The sequence below is a fragment of the Nostoc linckia z4 genome, from assembly GCF_002608075.1.
Taxonomy (GTDB): domain Bacteria; phylum Cyanobacteriota; class Cyanobacteriia; order Cyanobacteriales; family Nostocaceae; genus Nostoc; species Nostoc linckia.
In genome coordinates this window covers 45,500-71,828 of sequence record NZ_LAHA01000039.1, presented here as the reverse complement: position 1 = coordinate 71,828, position 26,329 = coordinate 45,500, and the positions used below count along the sequence as shown (strand labels likewise).

General features: G+C 40.8%; 21 protein-coding genes. 7 read left to right on the top strand and 14 right to left on the bottom strand.

The features are described 5' to 3' along the window. Positions 1-196 precede the first annotated feature (196 nt). The 3 genes from VF06_RS25595 (at position 197) to VF06_RS25585 (ending at position 1,928) form a co-directional block, all read left to right on the top strand. The gene (locus VF06_RS25595; RefSeq protein WP_099068585.1) at positions 197-385 is read left to right on the top strand and encodes a DUF8624 family small hydrophobic protein; all 189 of its coding nucleotides are present in this window, start codon (positions 197-199) and stop codon (positions 383-385) included. A gap of 17 nt (positions 386-402) precedes the next feature. Further along, complete coding sequence (locus VF06_RS25590; RefSeq protein WP_099068584.1) at positions 403-1,002, top strand: GNAT family N-acetyltransferase; 600 nt, start codon at positions 403-405, stop codon at positions 1,000-1,002. Positions 1,003-1,169: 167 nt separating this feature from the next. Continuing rightward, positions 1,170-1,928: a HEAT repeat domain-containing protein gene (locus VF06_RS25585; RefSeq protein WP_099068583.1), complete on the top strand. Its 759-nt coding sequence runs from the start codon at positions 1,170-1,172 to the stop codon at positions 1,926-1,928. On the opposite strand, the gene VF06_RS42930 is transcribed toward VF06_RS25585, so the two are convergent. The 11 genes from VF06_RS42930 to VF06_RS25535 form a co-directional block, all read right to left on the bottom strand. Further along, the gene (locus VF06_RS42930; protein ID WP_257207560.1) at positions 1,905-2,030 is read right to left on the bottom strand and encodes a hypothetical protein; all 126 of its coding nucleotides are present in this window, start codon (positions 2,028-2,030) and stop codon (positions 1,905-1,907) included. The genes VF06_RS25585 and VF06_RS42930 overlap by 24 nt on opposite strands. Positions 2,031-2,088: 58 nt before the next feature. Next, a complete protein-coding gene (locus VF06_RS25580) occupies positions 2,089-2,499 on the bottom strand; it encodes a phosphomannose isomerase type II C-terminal cupin domain (RefSeq protein WP_099068582.1) in 411 nt (136 codons plus the stop codon). Positions 2,500-2,534: 35 nt separating this feature from the next. Beyond that, entirely contained in the window at positions 2,535-2,732 is a 198-nt protein-coding gene (locus VF06_RS39515) for a hypothetical protein (protein WP_143861757.1), read from the bottom strand. A 15-nt stretch (positions 2,733-2,747) separates the two neighbouring features. Next, complete coding sequence (locus VF06_RS25575; protein ID WP_099068581.1) at positions 2,748-4,091, bottom strand: PQQ-dependent sugar dehydrogenase; 1,344 nt, start codon at positions 4,089-4,091, stop codon at positions 2,748-2,750. Between the two features lie 161 nt (positions 4,092-4,252). After that, positions 4,253-5,467, bottom strand: a complete 1,215-nt coding sequence (locus VF06_RS25570; RefSeq protein WP_099068580.1) for an EAL domain-containing response regulator — start codon at positions 5,465-5,467, stop codon at positions 4,253-4,255. A gap of 13 nt (positions 5,468-5,480) precedes the next feature. Next, positions 5,481-7,943 carry a PAS domain S-box protein gene (locus VF06_RS25565; protein WP_099068579.1) on the bottom strand — a complete coding sequence of 821 codons (2,463 nt, stop codon included), beginning with the start codon at positions 7,941-7,943 and terminating at the stop codon, positions 5,481-5,483. 235 nt (positions 7,944-8,178) lie between these two features. Further along, complete coding sequence (locus VF06_RS25560) at positions 8,179-11,043, bottom strand: glycoside hydrolase family 10-like protein (RefSeq protein WP_099068578.1); 2,865 nt, start codon at positions 11,041-11,043, stop codon at positions 8,179-8,181. A 144-nt stretch (positions 11,044-11,187) separates the two neighbouring features. Continuing rightward, entirely contained in the window at positions 11,188-12,318 is a 1,131-nt protein-coding gene (locus VF06_RS25555; RefSeq protein WP_099068577.1) for a mechanosensitive ion channel family protein, read from the bottom strand. A 5-nt stretch (positions 12,319-12,323) separates the two neighbouring features. Then, the gene (locus tag VF06_RS25550; protein WP_099068576.1) at positions 12,324-13,421 is read right to left on the bottom strand and encodes a mechanosensitive ion channel family protein; all 1,098 of its coding nucleotides are present in this window, start codon (positions 13,419-13,421) and stop codon (positions 12,324-12,326) included. A gap of 1,274 nt (positions 13,422-14,695) precedes the next feature. Beyond that, complete coding sequence (locus VF06_RS25540) at positions 14,696-16,039, bottom strand: TIGR03279 family radical SAM protein (RefSeq protein ID WP_099068574.1); 1,344 nt, start codon at positions 16,037-16,039, stop codon at positions 14,696-14,698. An 84-nt stretch (positions 16,040-16,123) separates the two neighbouring features. After that, a complete protein-coding gene (locus tag VF06_RS25535) occupies positions 16,124-16,948 on the bottom strand; it encodes an undecaprenyl-diphosphate phosphatase (protein ID WP_099068573.1) in 825 nt (274 codons plus the stop codon). 390 nt (positions 16,949-17,338) lie between these two features. On the opposite strand from VF06_RS25535, the gene VF06_RS25530 reads away from it, so the two are divergent. From VF06_RS25530 to nadB, 4 genes are all read left to right on the top strand, one after another. Next, entirely contained in the window at positions 17,339-18,118 is a 780-nt protein-coding gene (locus tag VF06_RS25530; RefSeq protein WP_099068572.1) for a DUF3120 domain-containing protein, read from the top strand. 161 nt (positions 18,119-18,279) lie between these two features. Next, complete coding sequence (locus VF06_RS41255) at positions 18,280-18,441, top strand: hypothetical protein (protein ID WP_180267358.1); 162 nt, start codon at positions 18,280-18,282, stop codon at positions 18,439-18,441. 188 nt (positions 18,442-18,629) lie between these two features. Next, positions 18,630-19,058, top strand: coding sequence for a photosystem II complex extrinsic protein PsbU (gene psbU, locus VF06_RS25525; RefSeq protein WP_099068590.1), 429 nt, complete (start codon positions 18,630-18,632; stop codon positions 19,056-19,058). A 195-nt stretch (positions 19,059-19,253) separates the two neighbouring features. Further along, on the top strand, positions 19,254-20,945 hold the full coding sequence (gene nadB, locus VF06_RS25520; RefSeq protein WP_099068589.1) for an L-aspartate oxidase: 1,692 nt from the start codon (positions 19,254-19,256) through the stop codon (positions 20,943-20,945). Positions 20,946-21,128: 183 nt separating this feature from the next. On the opposite strand, the gene VF06_RS25515 is transcribed toward nadB, so the two are convergent. The 3 genes from VF06_RS25515 to VF06_RS25495 all read right to left on the bottom strand — a co-directional run bounded on the left by VF06_RS25515 (position 21,129) and on the right by VF06_RS25495 (position 26,221). Beyond that, positions 21,129-21,335 (bottom strand): hypothetical protein, encoded by a 207-nt coding sequence (locus VF06_RS25515; RefSeq protein ID WP_143863056.1) that lies wholly within the window; start codon positions 21,333-21,335, stop codon positions 21,129-21,131. Between the two features lie 781 nt (positions 21,336-22,116). After that, complete coding sequence (locus VF06_RS25510; RefSeq protein WP_099068570.1) at positions 22,117-24,321, bottom strand: CHASE2 domain-containing protein; 2,205 nt, start codon at positions 24,319-24,321, stop codon at positions 22,117-22,119. A gap of 913 nt (positions 24,322-25,234) precedes the next feature. Beyond that, complete coding sequence (locus tag VF06_RS25495; protein WP_099068567.1) at positions 25,235-26,221, bottom strand: vitamin K epoxide reductase family protein; 987 nt, start codon at positions 26,219-26,221, stop codon at positions 25,235-25,237. Positions 26,222-26,329: the final 108 nt, after the last annotated feature.

Here is a 26,329-nt window from a genome sequence, read left to right as displayed (position 1 = left end):
GGAAAAGGTTAAAGGGAAAAGGTTAAAGGGAAAAGGGAAAAGGAATAAATTTAATCTTCCCCTTTCCAAAGTCCCCCTTCCCCCTTTCCCCCTTCCCCAATGCCCATACACAAAAAATCGCTAAAATAAACAAGAATACTTTACAAATCTTGAGCTAAATTCTCATAAAAGTGTTGAGTTTCCTTAGAACTAAAATATGGCTATTTTTCGTCAATACATTGCCCCACTTCTAGTTGTTTTGGTATTTGTCTTTGCCCTAGTGGCAGTCAGCGCCCGGATATTTTTACCTTCTGATATGGCAGCACCAGCACCAATTGAAGAGGTTGGAGTAAGTTCTCAATCAACTCCCGCTGATTTACCACCAGCGCCTAAGTCAGCTAGCTAAGTTAAAAAACATCAGAAGTGTCTGAGCAATTACTACCTGGATATTTCATTCGCCGTGGCTCAACTTTAGAAAGATCGCTGCTGCTCAAATTCATGCAGCTGACTTACCAGGATCTTTTCCCTAACCAGGATTTTTCGCACCTAGAACAAACAGTTAAACAATACTTCTCTAGCGATACCCCCTTATGGTGGGTGAATGAAGAAGACGCGGAGAGTGGGAGACACGGAGAGGCGGAGATTAATTTCCCCGCGTCCCCGCGTCCCCCTTCGGGTTCGGAAGTTTGGACTCGACAAGAACCGCCAAGACTCCAACTTCCTCACCGTGTCCCCGCGTCCTCTTCCCCCATCGCCTGTCTCTGGGTGGGCAATGCGATAGACCAAGTACAAGGTAACCGTCATGCTCATATCTTTGTTCTTTATGTTGCGCCAGAACATCGACGGCGGGGTATTGGTACAGCATTGATGCAATATGTGGAAAATTGGGCGATGCAAAGAGGCGATCGCCAAATTGGCTTACAAGTTTTTCAATCAAATCAACCCGCATTAAATCTTTATCACCGATTGGGTTATCAAACCCAATCCCTATGGATGATAAAATTCCTGAATGCACAAAAATAAATTAGAGGATAGGGATAAAATACTTTAGCGTCTTTTAAAACTGCGGTTCTCTCAACGAGGGACAACAGAAAGCTTAAAACAAGGCAACTGATATAATTTAAGGCTTTAAATTATTGATTGGCGCGGGGGATTATGTATTAATTCCCAAAACAGATTGAAATGAAATTATGTATGACGAAGACGATCTAAGCCTACTTGATGCAGAGGAGGAGCTAGAAAGCCCCTTAGATAAATTAGAGCCGCTAACTGCCTCCTCAGAAATACCCAAACCCGATCCAGAATTAATGTTAGCTCTGCTAAACAATCCCCAGCCCCAGCAAAGAATGTTAGCGGCGCGTGCTTTTTGCGATCTGGAAGATGCTCGTGCTACTCCTCATCTAATTCACTTGTTAACTGATACTTGTCCCTTGGTGCGGGTCAGCGCGGCTTATGCCATCGGACGCAATCCTAGTTCCGAAGCAGTGACTCCGTTAATTGCTCAATTGAACCAAGACTGGAACGGCTATGTGCGTAAAGGCGTTGTTTGGGCTTTAGGAAACTGTCGCGATCGCCGTTGTCTAGCACCCCTGGCAGATGCCTTAAAAACTGACATTTCCGCAGTGCGTTTATGGGCCGCTAGCGCCCTAGCACAAATGGCAGAAGTCAGTTACGAAGCAATTATTGGGGCAATACCACCACTGATAGGAGCCTTAGTCAACGATCCCGTGGCAGCAGTCAGAAGCAATAGTGCTTGGGCAATTGGTCAACTGTGCCGCGAACTGCCTTCTAACATAGTTTATGCTACAGCGATCGACGCTCTCATTCAGGCCTTTGCCGAAGACAAAGATTTAGGAGTCAGAGAAGACGCCAAAGCCTCACTCTTGGGAGTCGGCGACCCGCGTGGCTTGCAGTTGATTGAAACTCTAGAACAAGAAGGGTGGTTTTAAATCGGGAATTGGGCATTGGGCATTGGGCATTGGTAAGAGGGAAAGGGGAAGATTAAATTTATTCCTTTTCCCTTTTCCCGGTTGGTGAGCTTGTCGAACCATTAACCTTTTCCCCTACCTCAAGAGCCTCCCCTGCTCCCTCATCCCTATCCCCCACACCCTACTCATTTTCACCTACAGACTTGACCAAATTTAACTCATAGGGTCTTTCTGTATCGTCTTCTCCTAAATATTCGCCATTTTGAATTTCTAAAATAACTAATGGAATATGACCGGGGTTTTCTACCTTATGCAGCGTTGCTGCGGGAACATAAGTTGATTGGTTGCGATTGAGTAAAATTTCTTGTTCGCCACAAGTGACTTTCGCTACACCTGACACTACAACCCAGTGTTCGTTGCGATGATAGTGGATTTGTGGTTTAATTCCGTGTCTAGGTTTAATTTCAACGCGACTAATTCTATAGGATTCTCCCTCTTCAATTACCTCGACATGACCCCAATATCGCGTACCTGAATGTGAAGACATTTCATTAATATTATCAGACTGAGTATTATTTTCATTCAGACTCATAACTAATCTCTCAATTCAATGATTATTAATATTTGTCAATAATCTACCCCAAAGGAAGTAAATCCGGATAGGAATTCTCGATAAAAAAGGACTTGGGGCATCGGGCATCGGGCATCGGGCATCGGGCATCGGGCATCGGGCATCGGGCATCGGGCATCGGGCATCGGGCATCGGGCATCGGGCAGAAGAGGCAGAGGCGAAAAACTCATCTCCCCACCTCCCCACCTCCCCATCTCCCCATCTCCAAACTAGCCTCCAGTATACTGAATCCGATAAATCCGATTATTAGCTTCTTCTGTTACTAGTAGACTGCCGTCTGGTAAGACGAGTAAACTCACGGGTCGTCCCCAAGTACTTGGTACAGAGGGATTGAGTAAAAATCCGGTGAGAAAATCTTCGTAGTAGCCTTGCGATTGTCCTTTGGCATCAAAGGGAACAAACACGACTTTGTAGCCCGTACCGCGATCGCGGTTCCAAGAACCACGAAAAGCAACAAAAGCACCGTTGCGGTACTTTTGTGGAAATGTTTTACCATCATAAAACTGCAAACCCAATGCTGCTGAGTGGGCTTGAAATAGGACATCTGGGGTTTTGGTACGGGCTGCTAAATCTGGGCGTTTGCTTTGGTCGTTGGTTTTTTGACGCGGATCGAGGTTATTCGGCGTCAAGTAAGTATAAGGCCAGCCGTAGAATTCTCCTTTTCGGATGCGTGTTAAATAATCTGGTACTAAATCATCACCAATTCCGTCACGTTCGTTAACAGTGGTGTAAAGTTCCTTAGTTACAGGATGAAAATCTAGACCAACAGGGTTACGCAAACCGAAAGCGAAGGTCTGCTGTTGGGAACCATCCAAATTCATCACTTGCACCGAAGCCCTTGGTAAAGGTTCTTCATCGACGTTGGTTCCCGAACCAATTGAAACATACAATTGATTGCCATCAGGCGAGACAACAACATTGCGTGTCCAATGATTGTTATAACCTTGGGCAGGCAAATCAGCAATTTTTTGCCCATTGCCTGTAATTTTGTTTTCACCTTGAGTATAGGGAAAACGCAACACAGCGTCTGTATTTCCCAAAAAGAAGGAATCACCGGCAAAAGCCATACCAAAAGGTCTATTGAGTCCGTTTTCCCCACTAGCAAAGGTTTCTCGGACATCAGCTACCCCGTCGCCGTTACTATCACGCAACAGACGAATACGATTTTGCCCGGTTTCAGTCACCAGTACATCACCACTAGGGGTTAAAGCCAACCAACGTGGGGCATCTAAATCTTCAGCAAAAACATTAACTGTAAAGCCTGGTGGTACGCGTAGTACTGGGTCTTGAGGAATGGCTACAACCTCAGGGCGCTTAGACGCACTTTCTGTTGCGAAGGGTGCTGGTAAGTTATTGAGATTAATTCTGATAGGTTTAGGTGAAAATACTTCAGTGCGAATGATATTTTTCGACTGTGTAGGATTTTGTGCTAGTTCGGCAGCAGGTACAGATGTTTGCAGTGGTGGATTATCCAAAGAGGCGCGGGTCTGGTTACAAGCTGCTACCAAAATGAGTAAAAAAACTGGCAGCAAGAAACGCCCAGAAGCTTTCATGACGGTAAACACTATACACAATTTTTATACTATAGACTTAAAACTTAATAATTGTCGCCAGTCTAAAGTCCGATTTTTCTCAGTGAAATTCGATATGCAAAGAGGAATAAAAAATCGGTCAACAATCATCACTCATCAGTCAACACTTTTAATACCAATCTTCACGCATATAAACATTTATTTGTCAATAATAAATTTTCAAATTCGGCTGCTGGTAATGGACGACTGAAGAGAAAACCTTGCATAGAATTACACTTGTGTTGGCGCAAAAAAGCTAATTCTGCTTCAGCTTCTACACCTTCAGCAACGACATTTAAGTTGAGATTGTGAGCCATTTGAATTAATGCTTTGGTAATGGCTGATTTTTGCAGGTCGTTGGCAACATTATGGATAAAGTAACGGTCAATTTTTAAAGTATTAATTGGTAAATTTTTCAGATAAATTAAAGAAGAGTAGCCTGTACCAAAATCATCGATCGCTATTTTCACACCCAAAGAACGCAATTTATTCATAGTGGCGATCGCACTATTGACATCTTGCATAATCATACTTTCAGTGAGTTCCAATTCCAGGCAATCTGCTTGCAAATGATTGGTTTCAATAAAATTTACTATTTTCTGAATAAAATCTGGTTGATTAAACTCAATCACTGATAAATTCACAGCAATTTTCAACGAATAAATTCCCGCATCATCTCGCCAGTTTTTCATTTGCTGGCACACTTTTTTTAACACCCATTTGCCAATGGGAACAATTAAACCTGTAGACTCGGCGATGGGAATAAATTCTGTGGGATAAATAATCCCTAATTCCGGACTTTGCCAGCGTAACAAACTTTCAGCAGCTACTATCTTTCCAGAAGCAATATCCAATATTGGTTGATAATAAATCTCAAATTCTTGAAAATTATGTTGCTTGATTGCTCGATGCAAGCTAATTTCTAACAACTGCATTTTGGGAGAGAAGTTGTGAGTCGCATTTTGAGCAGACAAATATCTTTTTAAAGTAGCATATTTCTCTAATCTATTCATAATAGCGCTTAATAATTCAGCCCTCGTGAATGGCTTAGTTATATAGTCATCTGCACCTAGATCCATACCTCTACGGAAGTCAGATTTAGCAGATTTGGCAGTGAGAAAAATAAAGGGAATTGTTGCCGTAATTGGGTCTTGTCGTAATGCTGTTAACACTTGATACCCATCAATTTCTGGCATCATCATATCGCACAAAATTAAATCAGGAACTTCAGAAATAGCCAAATCTAGCCCGATTTTTCCATTGGCAGCAGCAATAGTTTCAAAATCTTCAGCTTCTAGCAAATCTAATATATTTTCCCTTACTGATTCTTCATCTTCAATTATTAAAATTTTGGGCATGACTGACCTCAAATTATATCTGATTATTTAATGCCAGAATCACAGTGATTTTAGTTCCAAAACCTTCTGTACTTCTAACAAATATTTCACCTTGATGAATATCTATACACTTTTTAACAATTGTCATTCCTAATCCAGTGCCTAGTATCTTGCCGACATTACTGGCGCGGTGAAATGATTCAAACAGAAATGGTAGGTCAGCTTCGGGAATGCCAATCCCCCAATCTTGAATTTCAAATACTGCTTGCCCATTTTGGCAACCAAGACTAAACTTGACAATACTATCATCTGGAGAATATTTAATTGCATTTGATAGTAAATTATTGAAAATGTGTCCCAACAATTTATCATCCATACAGCAAGGTATAGATTCATATTGACTGGTGAAAGAAATCAAGCGTTGATTGTTGAGATTCATTTGTATTTCTTCCACTAGCTGTTGGCAGTATTTGACTAAATCAAAGGATGTTGGTTTATACTCTAATTTTCCAGTTCCCGCTTTTCCAATAATTAACACATCATTCAACATCTCAGTCATCCGTTTGACAGCAGTTTGAATGCGATGCAAATGAGTAAGTTGTCTTTCTTGAGTCCATTTGTGGCGATAGTGTTCCAGTAACTCACAAGAGGAAAGGATAGTGGTTAACGGCGTGCGGAACTCATGAGAAGTCATGGAAACAAAGTGAGATTTCAGTTCCCCTAGTTGCTTTTCTTTTTCTAGTGCTACTCTTAGTTCTTGTTCTAATAACTTACGTTCTGTGATATCTACCCAGTAACCGACTATTTCCATAGGGTTACCAGCTTCATCTCGCACTAAGTTTCCTTGGTCGTATATCCAACGATAGATGCCGTCTTGATGTAGAAATCGATATTCTATCGTGTAATCTCCTCGCTCCAATACTTCTGAAAGTTGAAAAAACACTTGGGTTACATCTTCTGGATGAATGTGACTAGCCCAAAAGCCGGAATCTTCTACAAAGTGGCGTGCTTCATAGCCCGTAATTTTTGTAACGTTTTCGCTAATAAATGTCGCACCGAAGTCTCCAGAAGCTTTGCAGGTATAGATCACAGCTGGGCTAAAAGCCAGTAAATGTTGCAGCTTTTGTGGACTGTCAAATAGTGCGGTTTCTGATTGCCTGCGGTCTGTAATATCTCGATCGATACCGCGATACCCACAAAATTGACCCTCAGGGTTGAACACTGGGACTGCGCTGCTTTCAAGAACAACTAAACGGCCATCCTGATGGATATTAATGTTCTTCAGACATTTAAATGGTTGTTGTGCAGCGACAATGGAAGTAAAAATCTTAGTCACACGTTTAGCTTCTTCAGGTGACATCAAATCAAAGGGTGTTTTACCTAAAATTTCCGTGGGTTCGTAACCCAAAATGTCGCGTATTTTCGGACTGGCATAGGTATAAACCGTATTTTCATCAATTTGCCATATCCAATCGCTGCTGGCTTCAACTAAATTGCGGAATTTTTCTTCACTATTTTTCAGTGCTTCTTGAGCAAGTTTGTATTCTTGTAGTGCCGTTTCCTGAGATTGCCACAATTTTTCCTCTTTTGCCTGTACATGGAAGGTAATATCTACAGAAACTCCAATGAGGCGGCTAGGTTTGTCTGTTGTGTCTTTAGGTACTATAGCGCGTCTGGGTAACGATTTGTACTTAGGCCATTGCCGCTGAGGGAAAATTAAATGTTCTACCTCAAAAGAACTCAGAATACCAATATGACTTTGGGCATCTTTTGAATAAACATCTTGGGTGCAACCACAACCTAACCCCTCTTCTAAAGTTCTTTCACTTAACTCTAGCCAAGATTGATTCCAAAAATTACCCAAAGCATCACTATCTGACATACAAATCAGCACAGGTATTGTATCGGCCATGATGCAATAGTGCTGTTGGTTTTCATGTATTGCCTCAAAAGCTGTAGTATGCTCTATAGTCTCAGGACATTGGTGAATTTTTTCAGATTCATTTTGGTCAACTGTAGTATTTACAACTACTGACTCTAGCAAACACCGTTGTTCTTCAGTTGACTGGTAGTTACCTGTAGTTTTCTCTATTTTTTGTGCCAGCCCTTGACAAATACTCTCAGGAGTGATTACACCGACAACGTGACCTTGGTTATCGACAACTGGCAGTATATCCAACTGCTGATGGCATAGTAGTGACAGCACACAGGAGATTTCCTGAAATTCTGACACTTTCAGTGTTTTTACTGAGGTATGCATCACCTCACAAATCTTAGCTGTTTTCAAGTCAGTCCCTGAAGCTATAAGCCGCACAATATCATGCTTCGTAAAGCATCCCGCTAATTGCGAACAAGACCCCACCAAAATACTTTTGCTCTGTGTTGCCATCAGAGCGATCGCATCTGATAGTGGTGTTTCCGGCACGACCATTAGCGGCGAACAGTCTATTATTGACTCTAAGCTTTCTAGCCCGATAAACTGAGATAAAGCTTGCATAGATTATTACTATAGCTATTATCAAAAGATAGTTATCTAAAGCTGTTCACTTAAGCATTTTCTAATATTTTGACCCCAAACAATTAGTAATCTTTGAAGTATAAACACTGGAAAAATAGTTTTAAGAAATACAAATGGGGATATGGGGCATTGTTTATTCCCTGTATCAAAGCGTGTGTTTCATCTCCCACCCTACGGAAAGCTAAAGCTACATCCCCCTCATTCCCATGTCCAACTAACGCAACTCTATCCGCCTTTCCCCATAACGCAATAGCCTTTCTATGGTTGTCAGCCGATTTTCCCAGACTTTGACTTGATAGGAATTCGATTTGATTTCTTGCTTCATTAAGACTCGAAATTGAGACTGGAAGCGAGTTAGAGAAGCTCTGGCCACTAGTAATTTACTAGCAGAAGGCGCAGTGGCAAGCTGATTTAAAGCAGTACGTAAAACTTCTGCCTGGTTATTAAAATCTGAAATTGTTTGAGCAGGCATTGACAATTGTTCATTTTGCAAAACAAACTTCCATTCGCGTTGCAGCGCAGTGTAACGAATAGCAGCAGTTTGAAAAGGCTGGCGGTGAGGAATAGGTTCAGTTGTTGCAGATTCAACTTTACCTTGAGTACTAATAAAAAGTTTTTGGAGTTCGTCATTAAAATTCTCTGCGGCAAACAAAGCATAACCACTAACTGGCAAATCTCTTACCAATTGGAGTTGGTCAAATGTTCCAATTGTTGGCAAAGAAAGTAAGCGAATTCCTGGTACTAACAAGGTAGCTCCCAATTGTTTAGAGGCAATCCAGGGTTGAGCCAGTCGTTGAAACCGGGATGTATCAAGGGCATAAGTCATGGGAATGATTAAATCTACATCCCCTCGCCTAGCCCAAACTTCCCAGTTTTGTTGAATTTTCTCAATGCGTTCTGTTTGTGGCAAAGGAAAAACTGCAACTGACAAAATTAAATTTCCTCGCTTTTGTCGCAACTGCTTTGATAGTTGGGCAACAAAACTGTCAACTTGTTCGGTGCGAAATGTCGTCCATTTTTGCCACAGTTCTGGTTGACTGGGGGAAATATTCATGGGGTCTACACCAATGAGTTGCTGAAACTGCATTCTTGCAGCTTTGCCATAACCATATGTTCGACCTGCCAGTGGATCTTGGAATGGGTAACGAATGTAATCTAGCTGTAAACCGTCCACATCATAACGAGTGACGATTTCCTCATACAGCTTGAGTAAATACTGTCGCACTTGGGGGTTCGCTGGGTCTAAAAATGGCTTGGTTTGCCCAGCTGGAATCATGTTGCCTTGGTTATCGTAGTTTGCCCAATCTGGGTGAGCAGCCAGTATTGGCCCTGGGTAATTGGGATTAACGTTGATAATTTCATTGTGACGTTGGTTACCAGCGGCAAAAGTCCAAACCCAAGCGTGCAATTCCATATCCCGTTCGTGGGCTAGTTTGACTGCATCTGCCAAGGCATCCCAACCACGAATTAATGGGTTTTGTTCTTTGGCAACTTGGCTGGGATAAATTGTGTAGCCGGCGTTAACAGTTTCAAAAAAGATGGTATTAATCCCGGTTGCTGCTAGTCGGTCAAAAATCTCCGCCAGTTTCGCCTTGCTACCGGCACGGACAATGGTGGCTCGGTCTAACCAAACTGCCCGGATTTCTGGCTGAGCTATTCTGCGATCCACAGGAAACTGCTGCCACAAAATTCTCTTAGCAATTAGCCACTGCTGACGAGCCAAGGCGTAATTTTTTTGGGCAATCAGTTGGGGGAAGTTTTTAGCAATTACCTTCGCCTGTTCTAAAGCTTGTTGTTGGCTGGTGGCTAATGCCCCTGGTGTGGTTGAGGTAATTAAAGTTTCTTGTTTGAGAGACTCCACATCTATCTTTCCTAAATTTTCCGCAGTTTCTCCAAGGCCAGCAGCATTAGCCAACACCGCTAAATTGGCGCTTTCTACCCGACCAATGAGATTTTCTAACTCTTGCTGGAGAGCGATCGCTTGGTTTTGATTAATTGGCTCATTGGAGTTGGGTACAACATCTAAACGTACTGCTTCTTCCAATTGATCGATGGCTTCCTTGGAAGTTGGCGGTTTGACTACACCAACCGGCCTTGGTTGGGGAGCGGTGGCAGATGGGGAGACGCGGGGAGGGGGAGATGGGGAGACGCGGGGAGGGGGAGACGCGGGGACGCGGGGAAGTTGCATCTGTCCTTTGAAGTTCACATCGTCGGAAGTCGGTGCTACAACTTCTCTTTGTGTCGCCGTGTCCCCGCGTCCCCGCGTCCCCGTGTCCTCCCGTCTCTCTACCGTCGCCACAGTGGTAGAACAATTTTCGGAAGCTCCTGCGATTTTTTTCATGCGATTTGATGGGGCTGGTGCTGTCAAATAGTAATTGACGGTGGTTTTTAACCAAGCACTATCTAATTCTGCTGCTGAGGCTGTATCGGTTCCCCAGCGCCAGCCCAAAAATGTAGAACGTTCTGTGGTGACTACTGCGGCGGGATTATCCTGAGAATCCCAAATGGCAGGAGATTGCACGCCCATATCGTTGGGAATGACAACACCACCGCGGACTTTGCCAAAGAGTGCCGTTTCATTTGCCCATCCGGGAAGTTTGGTTTTTGCAGGTTTGATTTCTTCCAGGTCACTGAGGCTGAAACCCCAATAACCCCCTAAGAGCGATCGCAATAATTGGCGGACTCCTGGTGCTGACAAACTACCCGCAGGGCCACTGGCAATTAAACGCCCTCCTTTGCTCATCCATTCTTCCAAGGCGATGGCTTGGGTGGGGGTTAATGTTTCGATGTTTGGCAAAAATAATATCCGGCGATCGCCCCAATCGCCCATACTCCTTACACTATCTAGAGAAATTACACAATATTTCACACCTATTGTTTGTAGGCGGTCTGTTATCCCTGTCCATTGATTTGCATTTTCTTGGCTATGCACTACGCTCAATACAGGTTCTTCTGTTGCCGCTTTTACTGGTAAAATATTAAATAAATTTAAAAGTAAAATTTCTAAACCTAAAATTAATAAATTTTTAGCTTCTTTAATTTCTAAATTAGGATATTTTCGCTTTTGCGGATGCTTCACCAGTCACTCCTTACGTAATTATTGATTAATTCACTTATTAATCATAATTCATTAGTAAGTAACAGAGTATTCGTAAAGCTACCTAACGAATAAGCTTAGTTAATCTAGTCTATCAAAAATCATCAACAGCGCCAAGAAGAATATTCAAATAGTTACAGGGGATTCTACATAAATTGTTGGTTCTTGCATTGTGAATTTAATTCCATTCTTAAACAGCTGTTTAGAGATTTTTTCATTTGCCAATTCTAAGAGACGCTTGCGTAATTGTAGGGAATTTTCACTGGAACCCAAAATAAAGAATGTTATTCTTGTACGAGTGATTTTTTGTTCTTCATTATGATTTAAAAAACTAATGTTAGTGCTGCCTGGATCGATACCAAATAAAGAATTAGTACTTTCAATAATTACCTGTTCCACTAAAGCTTGTTCTCGTTCTTGCAGTAGCTCTAAAAAATCAAGGTAAAGTAAAACCATAACCTTCTTTCCACGGGTAATATTTTCAATTTCTAAGTTCGCCAATATGGAATTGGGAATAATAGATAAAGTACTTTTAGCCGCCGTGCGAATTTTAGTGGAACGAATGCCAATTGACTCGACTCTTCCAAATAAACCTTCAGGGATTTGTTGAGATTTTTGTAATCGAATATATTCTCCAGGAACAAAGGGACGATCTAAATATAAAACTATTGTTCCTAACAACTGTTCTAAAGTTTTTTGAGCAGCAAAAGCTACAGCTAATCCCCCAATTCCTAACCCAGTTAATAACCCAATTAAATTAAATTCTTGACTTTGAGCAAAGGCTAAAACAGCAATAAATCCAATAATCACATTGGCGAGGGTTTCAAAGACTAAAAGTAACTCATCAACTTCTCTACCAAACTTACGCACTAGCTCAATTCCATAGGCTCGAATAAACTGTCGGAATAAGCGAGAAGACAGCCATGCTAAGCTAACAATTACAGCTAAATCCATAATTGTCGAAAGAAATCTATGGATCGATTTATATTCGATAATCCAGGCTAAAGAAAAGGAAATGAGAATTAAACTGCCTGCGATTCTAAATAAATTTCTAATTGGATCGATTAAATTATTATAAATACTAGCAACTTGCTGTGGTGCAAAACGTCTAATGATAATTCGCAAGAACGTCGGAGTATATCGTCCTATTAGTAAAGACAGGAGAACAAAAATTAGAAATACTCCAAAACTTGACAATGCGGATATTGTGCTATCACGTTGCAAAAATTCCAGAATTATTTGTGAAATATTTTTCATCAGTTTTAAATGGTAATGGGCGAGTCAACATAAATGGTTGGTTCTTGGATATCAAAGGCAATACCATATTCTTGTAAACACTCAGTAATGCTTTGAGTTGCCATATTTAGTAATTGACGGCGTAATTCCATTGATACATCTCCAGAACCTAAGATAAAGAAAGTAACTTGTGCTTGGGTTGTTTCTGGATCTGATAAATGATTAATAGCTTTAAAAGTGACTTCTGTATTCCGTGAATCAATGCCAAAGATCCCATTTGTGCTATCTAGAATAACCTGACGAATTAAAGCTCGTTCTTCACTACTCAGGTTTTTTTCAAAGGTCAAATATAAAATAGACATGACTTTCTTTGCACCAGTGAAGTTTTCAATATTCACTTGAGTGAGAGAACTATTCGGAACTATCATGAGAGTTCCCTTACCAGATGTTCTAATTCTAGTAGACCTTAATCCTATTGATTCAACTCGCCCAAAAGTACCATCAGGAAGACCAATATAATCATCAATCACAAAGGGGCGATCTAAATATAGAACAATGCCACCTAAAATTTGTTCTAAGGTTTTTTGAGCAGCAAAGGCTACTGCTAAACCACCGATTCCTAAACTAGCTAATAGCCCTAAAAGATTAATTTGATGTGTTTGAGCATAAATAATAATTGCTAAACAAATAATCATCAAATTAGCGACCCATTTAAAGAGAATCAGTAGCTCACCACTGATTTTTTGTCCACTTTTAAAAGCCGCATTCAATAAATAAAAATCAAAGAATTTTTGAAAGATTTGTGACCCTAACCAACTAACAGCGATCGCCAAAGCCAAACTCACAAAAATTTCTAGTGGATTTGTCCAACTATTCTGTGGTAATAAAGATACAAACAACTCCAAATTTGCAATGATAACTACCACAATTAATAAGTCTTGATTTGGCTTAATTAATTTTTGATATAAATCATTAATTGGCAGCAAAGTCAATTGCTTCACTAGTAAATTTAACGACGAAATCATGAGACTACCAAAGATAAATATACAAAATCCAACTACCAAGCCCATAAATCCAATTTGTAGTTCTCGGTTTGTAGTGATTTCTGATAAAAAACTCAACATTTCTCTAATTGGTGTTAGTCATTGGTCATTGGTCATTGGTCATTTGTGGTTATAAGAACAAATGACCAATGACGTTAGTATTATCAATTTACACTCACAGTCCTATGAACAACAACTGAGAATACAAGATTACTTAGCATATCTAGCTCAACTTTTAACCAAATAATTACTAATTCGTAATTTTTAATTAAGTAAGTAAAAGTCTCTTGATTCATCAATGAAAACATAAAAATGTGTAGTGTCATTATTTCAAGCCCATAACTGAAATTCCAGGGTAAAATTACGTTATGGAACGCAGTCCATGACGTAAACGCAGCGTCAAACACGAACACTTAGAGCGTTATTATCGATTCCAAATTATTGAGAAGCAGTCAGAATCCAAAATACTGAATTGAGACAACTTTCAAATTCAAGCTTCATAATCAAGAAAAAAATTGAGAATTCATAGCATCCTTGATTTTTCAATTCCAAGCTGGATTCTAACTGCTTACTTCTGAATTTTTACGGTTGTTTTATCTATCCAATTAATCATTTGAGTTTTGAGAAAACTCTATCCAGAGATAAATGCTAGATAGATAGGCTACCGCTACAATACAGATAGTTAAGATGAAGTTAAAATCAGTCATCGCATTTAATCCAACGTAAAAGTGTGCAGCAAGTTTGCAAACCCACATTTGTAAACTTGCTATTTCACACCCAAATTTTTGGATGCAAAAAAATGAGTTTTTAGTCCAAAAGCTTGGACTAGGTAAACTTAATGAGGTCACTCAATGGATGAAACTTCGTATTTAGAGGGATAGCCTAAATATGACTAACCAAAGAAGCTATCTATTTAAAAATTGACCACACAAACACGTACAGTTTGTGGACTGCTTGCTCTCAATTCTATTGAGGCAAGTGGCTTAAAAAGGGTAATGAATTAAGCTCGTTTTGCTTGTGATTCAGAATTTTAGATTTTTTTGGCTGATAATTGACCCTGGTGAATGAAATAAGTCAAAAATCCAAAATTCAAAACCATCAACTAGTTAGCATTGTTTAGCTGACTAGCGTAATTATCTGCACGCGATTGCTTTATTTACCTATTGATTTACAGTCTACACCACAAGACATCAAAAGGCTAGGCAAAAAATTATTTTTTCCAAAGGCTAACTCATAGAAGTTGCACAATCTTGTTAAATTATATAGGCTAAAGAGTTAACAAAAATAACTAAGGGCACTTTTCAAAGCAAGTAAAGTACACAATTATGGTTTGGTAATTAGCTGTAAAACCTGCTTTACTTCTGAATTTCGCTATCAGCAACGCAGGCATTAATTAAATCTTCAACTCTAGCCACAGGTAAGATATTTATCTTCAATTTACTTGCTAATTCTGCAACGCTCATATCATCTAGAAATACCAACTCCCCGTGCTTTAACATCACCTTTGGCAGCAAAATTCCATCGCCTAAATCTTGTCCTGCTAAATTTAACAGCAGGTCATGACCTGTTAACAATCCTGTGACACTAATATCTTGTCCCCAGTAATCACTAGATAAAGCACGCATATTTACTTCTAAACCTTCAACCGAATTTAAACGCTTCAAAATTGGTTGGAATGCTTTTTCAACGGTGTTACCCACTACCCAAGTAAACTTTCTCTGGGGATAGACTTTTGCAGGTAGTAATTCTGCGGCAACGGTGGCAAATTCTTTGATAAATAACTGAATTGAACCAACACCGTTATCAATTTGAGGATATTCTTCATATTCTGATTCGCTTGGTAATTCTTCACCTGCAATCAAAAACCATTCATCAGCTAACCAAGCAACGCTGGAGGCGAATTTTTGGCGAAATTGTTGGGAAAGCATTTTGACTTGGGAAATCACTTCTTTCGCTTTTTCCCTAGTTACAGGTATAAGTTCATCTTCTTGGGGACGAAACCGTGTCAACCCAACTGGTACAACCGCCACTGACGCCACCGTAGGCACTTCTCCAGTATGAAAGGAAGCTAAATCTTTAAGAGTTCGTTCGAGATGTTGGCCATCATTAATGCCGGGACAAACAACCACTTGGGCGTGAATTTGTAGTCGCCTTTGTTGAAACCACTTGAGTTGTTGCAAGATTTGTCCCGCACGGGGATTTTTGAGTAATTTAGTTCTGACTTCAGCTTCCGTGGCATGAACGGAAACATACAACGGAGACAAACGCATTTGTTCGATGCGTCGCCATTCTTTTTCTGGTAGATTGGTGAGGGTAAGATAAGAACCGTACAAAAAGCTCAGACGATAATCGTCGTCTTTTAAATACAAACTAGAACGTTTACCTGGTGGCTGTTGGTCGATAAAGCAAAACGGACAGCGGTTATTGCACTGAATTAAGCCATCAAATAGGGCTGTTTCAAATTCCAGCCCCAAGTCTTCGTCGTAGTCTTTTTCGATTTCAATGTGATGTGTTTTACCAGTAACGTCTAAAACTTCTAGTTCTAAAACTTCATCAGCACATAAAAATTGATAATCAATTAAATCACGGGGACGCGTACCGTTAATTGCAACGATGGCATCCCCCACTTCAAAACCAATCTCTGCGGCTATAGAATCAGGTAGTACTGTGGTAATGCGGGCTGGTTGAATAGTAGACATGGGTATGGGCATGGGGCATTGGGCATGGGGCATTGGGCATTGGACTAATGACCAATGACCAATGACTAATGACTATTATGTAATTTATCCTTGCCAACCTGCTGCGATCGCTAGTAAGATAGCACTGCCGAATGCTAATCTATACCAAACGAAAATCATTGTATTTTTAGTTGCTAAGTATTTGATTAAGAATGCGATTGATAGATAGGAAAATATAAAGGTTGAAATAATTCCTACAATTAACAATGCAACAATGTTATCTGGTAACTGTTGGGCTTGAAATAATTTGAAAATTTTCAGACTCTTATATAAGGTTGCAATTGTCAAAGTGGGAAACCCTAATAAAAAAGAAAATTTTGCCGCTGTCGCGCGTTCTAATCCTAAAAATAACGCAGTTGTCAACGTGGAGCCAGAACGAGAAACACCAGGAATTAAAGCAAGGGTTTGTCCTAATCCCACTAAAATACCATCCCGAATCTGCAATGACTCAAAACCTCGCTTGCGAGTACCAATTTTTTCTGCCAAACCGAGTAAAAGTGCCATGATAATTGACATGATGGCAATAATTAAGGCACTCTCAGGGATAATATCTTTCAAAAGAAAGCCGACAATTAAAGCAGGCAGTGTTCCGACTCCAATACCTACCAGAATTTTCCATTCCTCCCGTTCCCAGTCTTTCTGTTTTACAGCTTCAATTCCACCTTTAACAATACTAGAAATCAACGACCAAAAGTAACCCAAAATTGCAATCACACTGCCAAATTGAATGGCATCGACAAAATCTTTAGAACCTAGTTCTTTCCAACCAAATACCTTAGTTACAATTAGCAAATGTGCAGTGCTACTGATTGGTAAAAACTCTGTAATACCTTGAACAATACCTAAAATAAAAGCTTCAAGAAATTCCATAATACCTTTCTCCTACTTCTAAAAAAGAGAACGAACATTCTTTAAGTAACAGTGTTACTTTATATACTTTTAGCTGCACCTAATCTTCTAGAAAATTCAATTTTAGTGATGGATAACACTATCTAAGACGCTGACCATGTTCTTACACCAATCTCAATAAGTCAACGCAATTTTAGGAATTCATCAAACTTTAATATTTACCCAATAGCAGACAAGGGAGAAGGGGGAGACAAGGTAGACAAGGTAGCCATTTTTCTCCCTTGTCTCCCTTGTCCCCTTCAATGACGCCAGCCGTTGCCGAAATTTGAGTATAATCTAAATGCCCTGGGGGGGGATTTTAAAGTGTGATATCTTAAATAAGGTAAAGTTTAGTAACAAATATTAAAAACGTTGGTTAATAATACGTTATCTTCCTACACCGCTTCTATTCCTTCCCTGGATGCCGAGTTGGATCTGTCTAACATCAAGCACAGGGATGTCAAAAAATTGGAATCTACACTATCATCTTCTCCGTCTTTGCCTTTATCTATTTCTGCTCGACAAACATGGTTGGTATTTGCGGCGGCGGTATTTTTGGTATCAGTGCCAGTATTTATAGAAGCGCCAATAGTGCGATCGCTACCTAGTTTGAGTTTAGCGCTGACGGGATTTTGGGTGTGGCTCAGTTTGAAATTAATGTCACGTCCTGCAACCTATGTCTGGGGAGATTTGCTGTTTGGCTTTAGCTGGAGTTGGTTAGCAGGAGCGATTTACTGGGGTTGGTTACGTTGGGAACCATTATGGCATCTGCCGGTGGAATCTATCGGCTTGCCATTTGCTTGTTGGTGTTTGGCAAAAAATTGGGGCAAGGTGGGTAATTGGTTTTATTTGGGTTCCTTGTTCGGTACAGTATTAACTGACGTATATTTTTATATTGTGGATTTGATGCCCTATTGGCGACAAATCATGATTGCAGATGTAAATAGCACGTCAAAAATTTTACAAAATGCTTTAATCCAAGTAGAAACACCTTGGGGAGAAGCTTGGGCAATAATTCTCGCTTTAGTATTATTACTAGTGGGAATTTTATCCTTAGGTAAAGTTCAGAGACACTGGTATGCCTTTGGCGGCGCAGTTTTAAGCACAATTTTAGTAGATAGCTTATTTTTGTTCGCAGCGATCGCAGCCTAAATATATGACAAAATTCACACTAATCTGCGTTCTCAAGGGTAATTCTAGCTCTGGGGAGATGAAGTTGGGAAATTTGGAAATTTTGTGAATTTAGTTAAGAAATATTACAATAATTGCCCGACAGCCTAAAGCCGCCTTGACTGGAGTTTTCGGCGTTAGACATGCCAAAATCTCTATCTATTTGGCATGTAGAATCAGCCAGCCAAAAAGATTTTATGGAAGCGGGAATGATACCGTATTCTGTAAATACAACGCTTTTGCGGCTGAAGCAAGCACCTGAGGGCTGGCAAAAATTTTACCAAAAGTACAGTCAAAGCCAGTAACAGTAAATATTGTGGATATTAATACGCTGTATATTAGTTTCTGATGACTGCTGTGTTGATTAAGCTATCAGGTTTTGGCCTTTGTCCTTTGTCCTTTGTTCTGCAACAAATGACCAATGACTCATGACCGCTGACAGATGCTAGCTTAAAAATTTTATTTCTGTTTGATGGAAAGAGGTAAAAAAATCGTGAAAGGATTGGTGCGTTTATTAACAGTGTTTAGTTTGTTACTTGGTTGCTGGGGATGGTTGGGAACAACTCAAATAGCCCAAGCTGCTAGTTTCAACAGTTTTGCTTTTCCCCAAGTGCCAGTTTTGGCAATTGAACGGCAGAATAGCGCAGACAGAAAGTTAGCAACGGATTTCGGTAAAAAAATTGATTTAAATAATACCAACGTCCGAGCATTTCAACAGTATCCAGGGCTTTATCCCACCCTTGCGCGACTCATCATCAAAAATGCTCCCTACAAGAGTGTAGAGGATGTATTAAACATTGAAGGATTGAGCGATCGCCAAAAACAAACCCTGCAAGCCAACTTCGACAACTTCGCCGTTACAGAACCAGAATCTGCCTTTATCGAGGGAGACGATCGGTTTAACAATGGCATCTACAGATAACTGCACATTCGAGTTAACGTAGCAAATAGTAGCCCACTCCTGATTCTAGGGAGTGGGATATTCTGTTAAGGATGAGGGGCAGGAGGGGGACAAGGAAGACAAGGGGGACAAGGTAGCAATGTTTCTCCCTTGTCTCCCTCACTCCCCCCTCTCCCTTATCTCCCCCCACTCCCCTATCTCCCCCTCCCTCTTACCTTGCCTCAGATAGATATTCCTAGCCAATTTGATGTTTTAGTAGTCGGTGCTGGTGCTGCTGGACTCTACACAGCGCTATGTCTACCAGAGTCTTTGCGAGTGGGCTTGATTACTAAAGAAACTGTGGCTTTGTCCGCCAGTGATTGGGCACAAGGTGGTATTGCCGCAGCAGTAGCTCCAGAAGATTCTCCCACGCTGCATATTGAAGATACAATTCGGGCAGGTGCGGGTTTATGCGATCGCTTTGCTGTGGAATTCCTCGCCCGACACGCCCCTAGCTGTATTCAGTCTTTGGTTGACTTGGGGGTTGCTTTTGACCGTCACGGTAAAGCTTTGGCTTTAACTTTGGAAGCCGCCCATTCTCGCCACCGGGTTCTCCACGCCGCCGACACCACAGGAAGAGAAGTGACCACCACTCTCACAGCCCAAGTTCTCCGTCGGCAAAATATTCAAATCATCCAGCAAGCTTTGGCTTTGAGTTTATGGATTGAACCCCAAAGCCAGCGCTGTCAGGGAATTAGCCTGTTTTATCAAGGTAACATCACATGGGTGAGAGCTGGTGCTGTGGTGTTGGCAACTGGTGGCGGCGGTCAGGTATTTGCCCAAACCACCAACCCAGCTGTGAGTACGGGTGATGGCGTAGCGATCGCCGCTCGTGCTGGCGCTATCCTCCGCGATTTAGAATTTGTTCAGTTCCATCCCACAGCCCTCACCAAACCCGGTGCCGATCGCTTTTTAATTAGCGAAGCTGTACGCGGCGAAGGGGCACACCTCATCGATAACGAAGGGCGGCGTTTTGCCTTTGACTACGACCCAGCCGGAGAACTCGCTCCCAGAGATGTTGTCAGTAGAGCGATTTTTAGCCATTTACAACGTACCGCCCTCGACCCTGCCACTGCCCATGTGTGGTTGGATATGCGCCCCATTCCCGCCGACAAGATTCGTCATCGCTTTCCCAACATCGTTAAAGTTTGTCAGCATTGGGGTATCGATGTCTTCAACGAACCAATTCCTGTAGCCCCTGCTGCCCATTACTGGATGGGTGGCATTGTTACGGATTTAATGAATCACACAAATATTCCTGGTGTATACGCGGTGGGTGAAACAGCCAGTACTGGAGTACATGGGGCAAATCGCCTTGCCAGTAATTCCCTACTAGAATGTATTGTCTTCGGTGCCCAGATGGCTAATATTGAATTGGCAGATATTGGGCAACCCTCAGAAACACCGGTACTCCCATTCAGAAAATTTACTGCTAATGCCAGCGAGTGGCAAACTCAGCAAACACAACTAGAAACCCTCAGGGAGAAATTACCGCGCTTAGTGTGGCAACATGCTGGTATCTGCCGCGAACAGTCAGGATTAGAAAGTGCGATCGCCGCCGTAGAATCTTGGCAACAAGATTTAGCTGCTTTGCCTTTAACTCAATTTCTGTTAGCTTTACATCCAGCAGAACCAGCTAGTCTCGATCTACCAAATGTGGAAGCCCAATTACGACTTTGGGCAGAAACCCGCAATTTATTGGATGTAGCCCATTTAATTCTCAAAAGTGCCGCTTTTAGAACTGAAAGCCGCGGCGGACATTATCGCCTAGATTATCCTCAACCAAATTCACATTGGCAAGTCCACACACTTGTACAAACAAACCACTGGTGGAAATCTCCAATATTGGATGATGGGTATGCGGCATAGGGCATGGGGCATGGGGAGATGAGGGGCACAGAAGGCAGGGGAAAAGGTGAGCCAGCGCGGTCTTGGGGGTTTCCCCCATGAGCGACTGGCGAACCCCGAAGGGGTTAAAGGGAAAAGGGAAAAGGAATAAATTTAATCTTTCCCCTTTCCCCCTTTCCCCATACCCAATGCCCCATGCCCAATTTAACGAGTACCACTACCATGCTGGCTGTCAGGCCCACCATAATTTGGGGGTATATATGTGTTTTTTAAATCTGGATAATTGACTTTCCGGGCAATCAAGGTGTTGCTGCCATTAGAGTTCAGACTGGTAGCACTTGCAGTACTGAATACACCTACGTAACCCACAATTTTTGGGATTAGGATGTAAGCGCCTATACAAAATATCATACATTTTGTGATTCCCAAGTGAATTTTCATAATCTTCAGTAAATTTACTAGTTTTTCCCTTAAAAAAGTATTTTTTTAATTTTGTAGGTAAATATACGTAACTTCCCTTGAGAATATTCCAAAATTATTAATTTCTGCTGCTGATAGACAATTAATGCTCTGTTCGTTTGCAGTCCAACATTTGTTTGCTGGTGTTAAATAGTCTTAACACTTAAGGAATATTCTTAAATGCGCTGTTTTTGCATCAGTCTAAGGTTAGATTTGGCAATCAATTTCCATAGGCAGTTTGAACGGTTCACTATTTATTAATAATATCTTAATAATTTTAAGTATAAACACTATGTTTAAAAAATATTTCAATTTAAAAAGCTATAAAATAATACTTTAAATTTTGAATAGTAAAAATTTAATTAAAGTAAAGATATCTAACACAAAATTACATAATTCTCATATAACAAGGGTTGTAGAGCTTATTTAATTTTATTTTCGTAATTATCTACCTAAGTACAGTGATTATTTTTTGGGTAAAAACACTCACTATCAAAATTATATTTTTTAATTTACTGATAAAGTCTAGTTTCTTTCTTAGCTCTTTTATCTGTTTTGGTTTGACTTCCAAAAGTCTTGCTACATTTGAGTTTTAATTAAAAAGCTATGTTGACAGTTCTATAAAGTGCCTTTACAAAACAGTGCTTTTTATGCATCTAAAGTACAAAAGCCTAATTTTAGAGTAAAAATATTTACTCAATATCCAAGGATAGAAAGTAAATTCGTGAATTTATTAAGCAAATTCGTAGCGATTTTTACCCAAGCGCTTAGCACGGTACATTGCTGCATCTGCTTGTTTCATCAAAGTTTCACTGTCTTGGCTGTTGTATGGATAAACACTAATGCCAATACTGGCAGAGACTCGGATTGCATAGCCATCCAAAACAATTGGTTTGGTGATGCTGGTTAAAATTTTTTCGGCGACTTTAGCAGCTACCTGAACATTAGGAATTGCTCGTAAGATTACAGTAAATTCATCGCCACCTAAACGAGAAACTGTATCACTAGCCCGTAAAGAATTGCTCAGTCGCCCAGCGATAGTCATTAGCAGGCGATCGCCCATCTCATGCCCTAAAGTATCATTGACTTGTTTGAAGCCATCTAAATCGATAAACAACAGTCCCAACAACAAGTTATGGTGTTGTGCCCAGTGCAATGACTCGTAAAGTTGTTCGGCAAAAAATTTGCGATTGGATAAACCTGTCAGGGGATCGTGATATGCCAAATAACGTAAATGGTCTTCTTTGAGCTTTAATTCATTGTTTGAGCGAAATAACTCAGCAGCAGTACGCTTGAGTTCTTCCTCCATCAACTTGCGCTGAGTAATATCTCGAATTACCCCAACTAAAAAGAAATTGCCAGCTGAGTCTTTGTGAAGCGATCGCTTAGTGGCAATTTGATGAGTTTGACCATCTGCGTTTGTAAATTCTTCTTCATGTTCGTGGGGTTGCTGAGTCCGAAAAACTAACTCATCTTGTTGTCGAAACACATCGGCTTCATGCTTAGGGAAGAAATCATAGTCTGACTTTTCAATTAACAACTTATTCGGATAACCAATAAATCGACAATATGCGTCATTGAGAACAATCCACTGATGTTGTTCATTTTTTACAAAAATTGGATCGGGAATCGTGTTAATTACATGATGCAAAAACTCCTTAGAACGTTTCCATTCTTCCTGCATATGGGCGATATGACTCGTCATCCAAATAGCTGAAATCCCAAAAGTAAACAGCCCAGGAATCAGGGGTATCCACCAACCGTATAAAAAAGCTATATAAGCACTGACGGTCAATACAAAGCAACAAACAAGGATACTAAGAAAACTTTTCGTTGAATCTCGTATCCGCCATGTGGTAATGGCTCCCACATAAGACCAAACAAAAATCCACAAATATTCTAATAATTCAGGCCAGACTTTAAGTAATGGTCTGCCTTCAAGAGCCGCAGAAATTAATTCACTAATAAAATAAGCTTGTAATTGAATACCAGCCACAGGCTTTGCCGTACCCATCAAACCGCTGGAATAAGGAATAAATACAAAATCCTGAAGACTGGGTGCAGTAGAGCCAATAAGTATAACCCGGTCTTTGATTAAATTTTCTTGGACTTTATCAGCGAGTACATCACTCATGGATACCTGGCGAAAATGAGAAAATTCTCCAGATGGATTTTGAGGTTTGGGTTTGGGAAAATTGGATAAAATTTGGTAGCCTCTGGCATCAGCTCCGACATAAGCACCATCATTAACTTCAAAACGAGTAAATACTGCCTTACCCAATTGCAAATACTCAGGGTTGATTTTTGCTTGGGTAGGAGTAATGCCTTTTGATTTTAAATACAATAAAGCCAACTTCAAAGCAAAACTTTCGTGTACTTTATCCTCGACATGCCAATACAACAAGCTGCGACGTACTTTGCCATCAGGGTCGTACAGCACATTGTTAAAACCCACTTGATTCTTATTGAGTCCTATTGGAGGTAAAACAGTAAGGTTTTTATTTTTTTCATTTGCCAGAAGTTCAATACCAATCAAGTTTGGCATTGATTTATAAGCATTACGTAATTCCTGATTACCAGGCTCCACTGGCAAATTTCGGTAGATATCCAACCCAACCGCACGGGGTTTATGGATGTTTAATTTTTGCAACAATTCGGCAATATTCCGATCTGGAATCGGCCACGAACCTACTTGATCTAAATAAGCTTCATCAATCACAACGATGGTGATACGTTCTTCTGGTGATTCATTTGGACGTAAGCGAAAAAATTGATCCAAACCTGCCAATTCTAAGGATTGCAATAATCCGATAGAGCGCAAAAACAGGACGCAGACTGCAACGCCAGCAGCAGTCATCAATTCTTTGTGTTCTCGACTCAGCGATTGTTTCAGTCCAAAGATCGAGTTTATCAAACGCTTCCCTAGCTGGTGATTCATTAAGCCGCTCCCAAAGTTCTGAAACTCGGCTTTTCTTGGCATCTGCACAAAGGTAGAATAAGGCGATTTTGCTCTTTTAACTGGCGTTTTTTCACTAATAACAAAAGCATATTGAGAGTAACTTCAACAAACACACTTTCGCGTTTAACGCTGACATAATTACACTCGAAGGCGGCTTCCATGTGCTGCAAAAATCAATTAAAGTACACACTGCATGAGAGCCAGTATAGTTAATCAAGTTCCTTCAACTTCAGATGTTTGTAAGTAAAAGCCACAAGAAAATTGATACAGGTATTTTTAGTTGGAGAAATACACCAACGTAGTCTTAAAGCTAGATATTAAGCTTATTTTACTGACAAATACCCAATTCGGAATGTACGACAGTTACTAGTAGTTCGCCAAGTCAACTTAGCTCTTTAAAGGGTAAAGGGGAAAGGGGAAAGGTTTTAAATCCCTTACCCTTTTCCCCTTTCCCTTTCCCCAGCCCTCACCAAGCATTGTTGAGTTGCCAGACTACTAGGTAGGTTAGGACATAAACTGATGGTTAAACCCCTACAGCACAAGACTTTTAACCTTGTTGCCTGTTACTCCAACCTTATTCCCTGCTATAGGTATTGGGCAACACTTATTATTTATCTTATTTATCACTAAATGTTGCCAAAAACAAAAAAGTCAACTGGAAACAGCTTTACTGTTTTTATCCAGTTAACTATACTAATCCACTATCATATTGAACTTATTTCTGTTGTGGGCGAAGTGCAGCCCAAGGGGCGATCGCTAAGAAATAAACAACAGTACATGGCCGTTGACTATGAAAAGGTTCAGGGCACACCCGACACCTTTGTTTTTGACTGTGAACCATCAACAGCGAACAGTTAACAGTAGCAATGCTAAAACAGACTTGTGTTGGCAATTACTTGAAATATTTAAAGTTCCGAGGGCCTGTGTAACCAGATACTTTGGCTAGTTCCTCTAGGTTTTGCACTCCACTATAGCTTTTGCCATTGATAATCCAAGTCGGGAAACCTGTAATTTTTGCAGCTTGACAAACTTCTGGTTGAGCTTTGAGTCCTGGAGGGGCACATTCTACCTTAATGTTATTGTCGATTTCTTGATAAGCTTGTTTGCCAAAAATTAGTTTTTGTTCGTGGCAGTGAGGACACCAATAGGCGACGTATTCCTTAGCACCAATCTTCACCAGATGTCGGGCTAGGGCTATTTCTGGTTCACCAGAGGTGGTAGTAATTTCCCATCCCCCGATTGCGGGGTTAGGATCTTCCTTGGGAGCAAAGGAGATTTTTACAGGTTCTCCAGGAGTTCCAGATGTGACATCGGATTGATTGACACCAGCATAAATGCCTAAAGTACCAATCAGTGTCACCATACCGACAATCAAGGCGGTAAACAAGATTTGTCCAACATCTTCCCAAGTACGACCAATAATTGTCAGTACCAAAAGACTAGTGGAGAACAAAGCTGAGCCGATACAGTAGGGACAAACGGCTTTGATTTGGAATGCTAGCAGGTACATTAAATAACCGCTAAACACAGACATAGCGATCGCACCCACCAACAGTAGCCACCATGTCCAATTTTCTAATTGCTTGCGATTAGTATTGTCTCCTGAGGAAAATACCAAAGGAGCCAAAGCAAATATCAGCATACTGGTGTATGCCAAAAATCCAAACAAAGCCAATGGCTGACCAAAAACTGTTGCCCAAGGACTGGAAAGCACATCATTACAACCTTTGGCACCAGCCTGTGCCACACAAGCTGCACTGCCTCCTGTCAACTTTTCTATGGTGAGATAACCTGTCGTCAGCACACCACAGCCAGCAATGGCGGCAATCAATGGACGTGACCATTTATGAATCCAAGGAGTAGAACGGCGGCGAATCATAAACTGCTTTGGGAGTTAAGAGTTAGGAGTTAACAGTTAAGAATGAGAAGTGAGGAGTTAAGAATGAGGAATTTAGGAACAATCAATTTAAAACTCATAACTCATAAC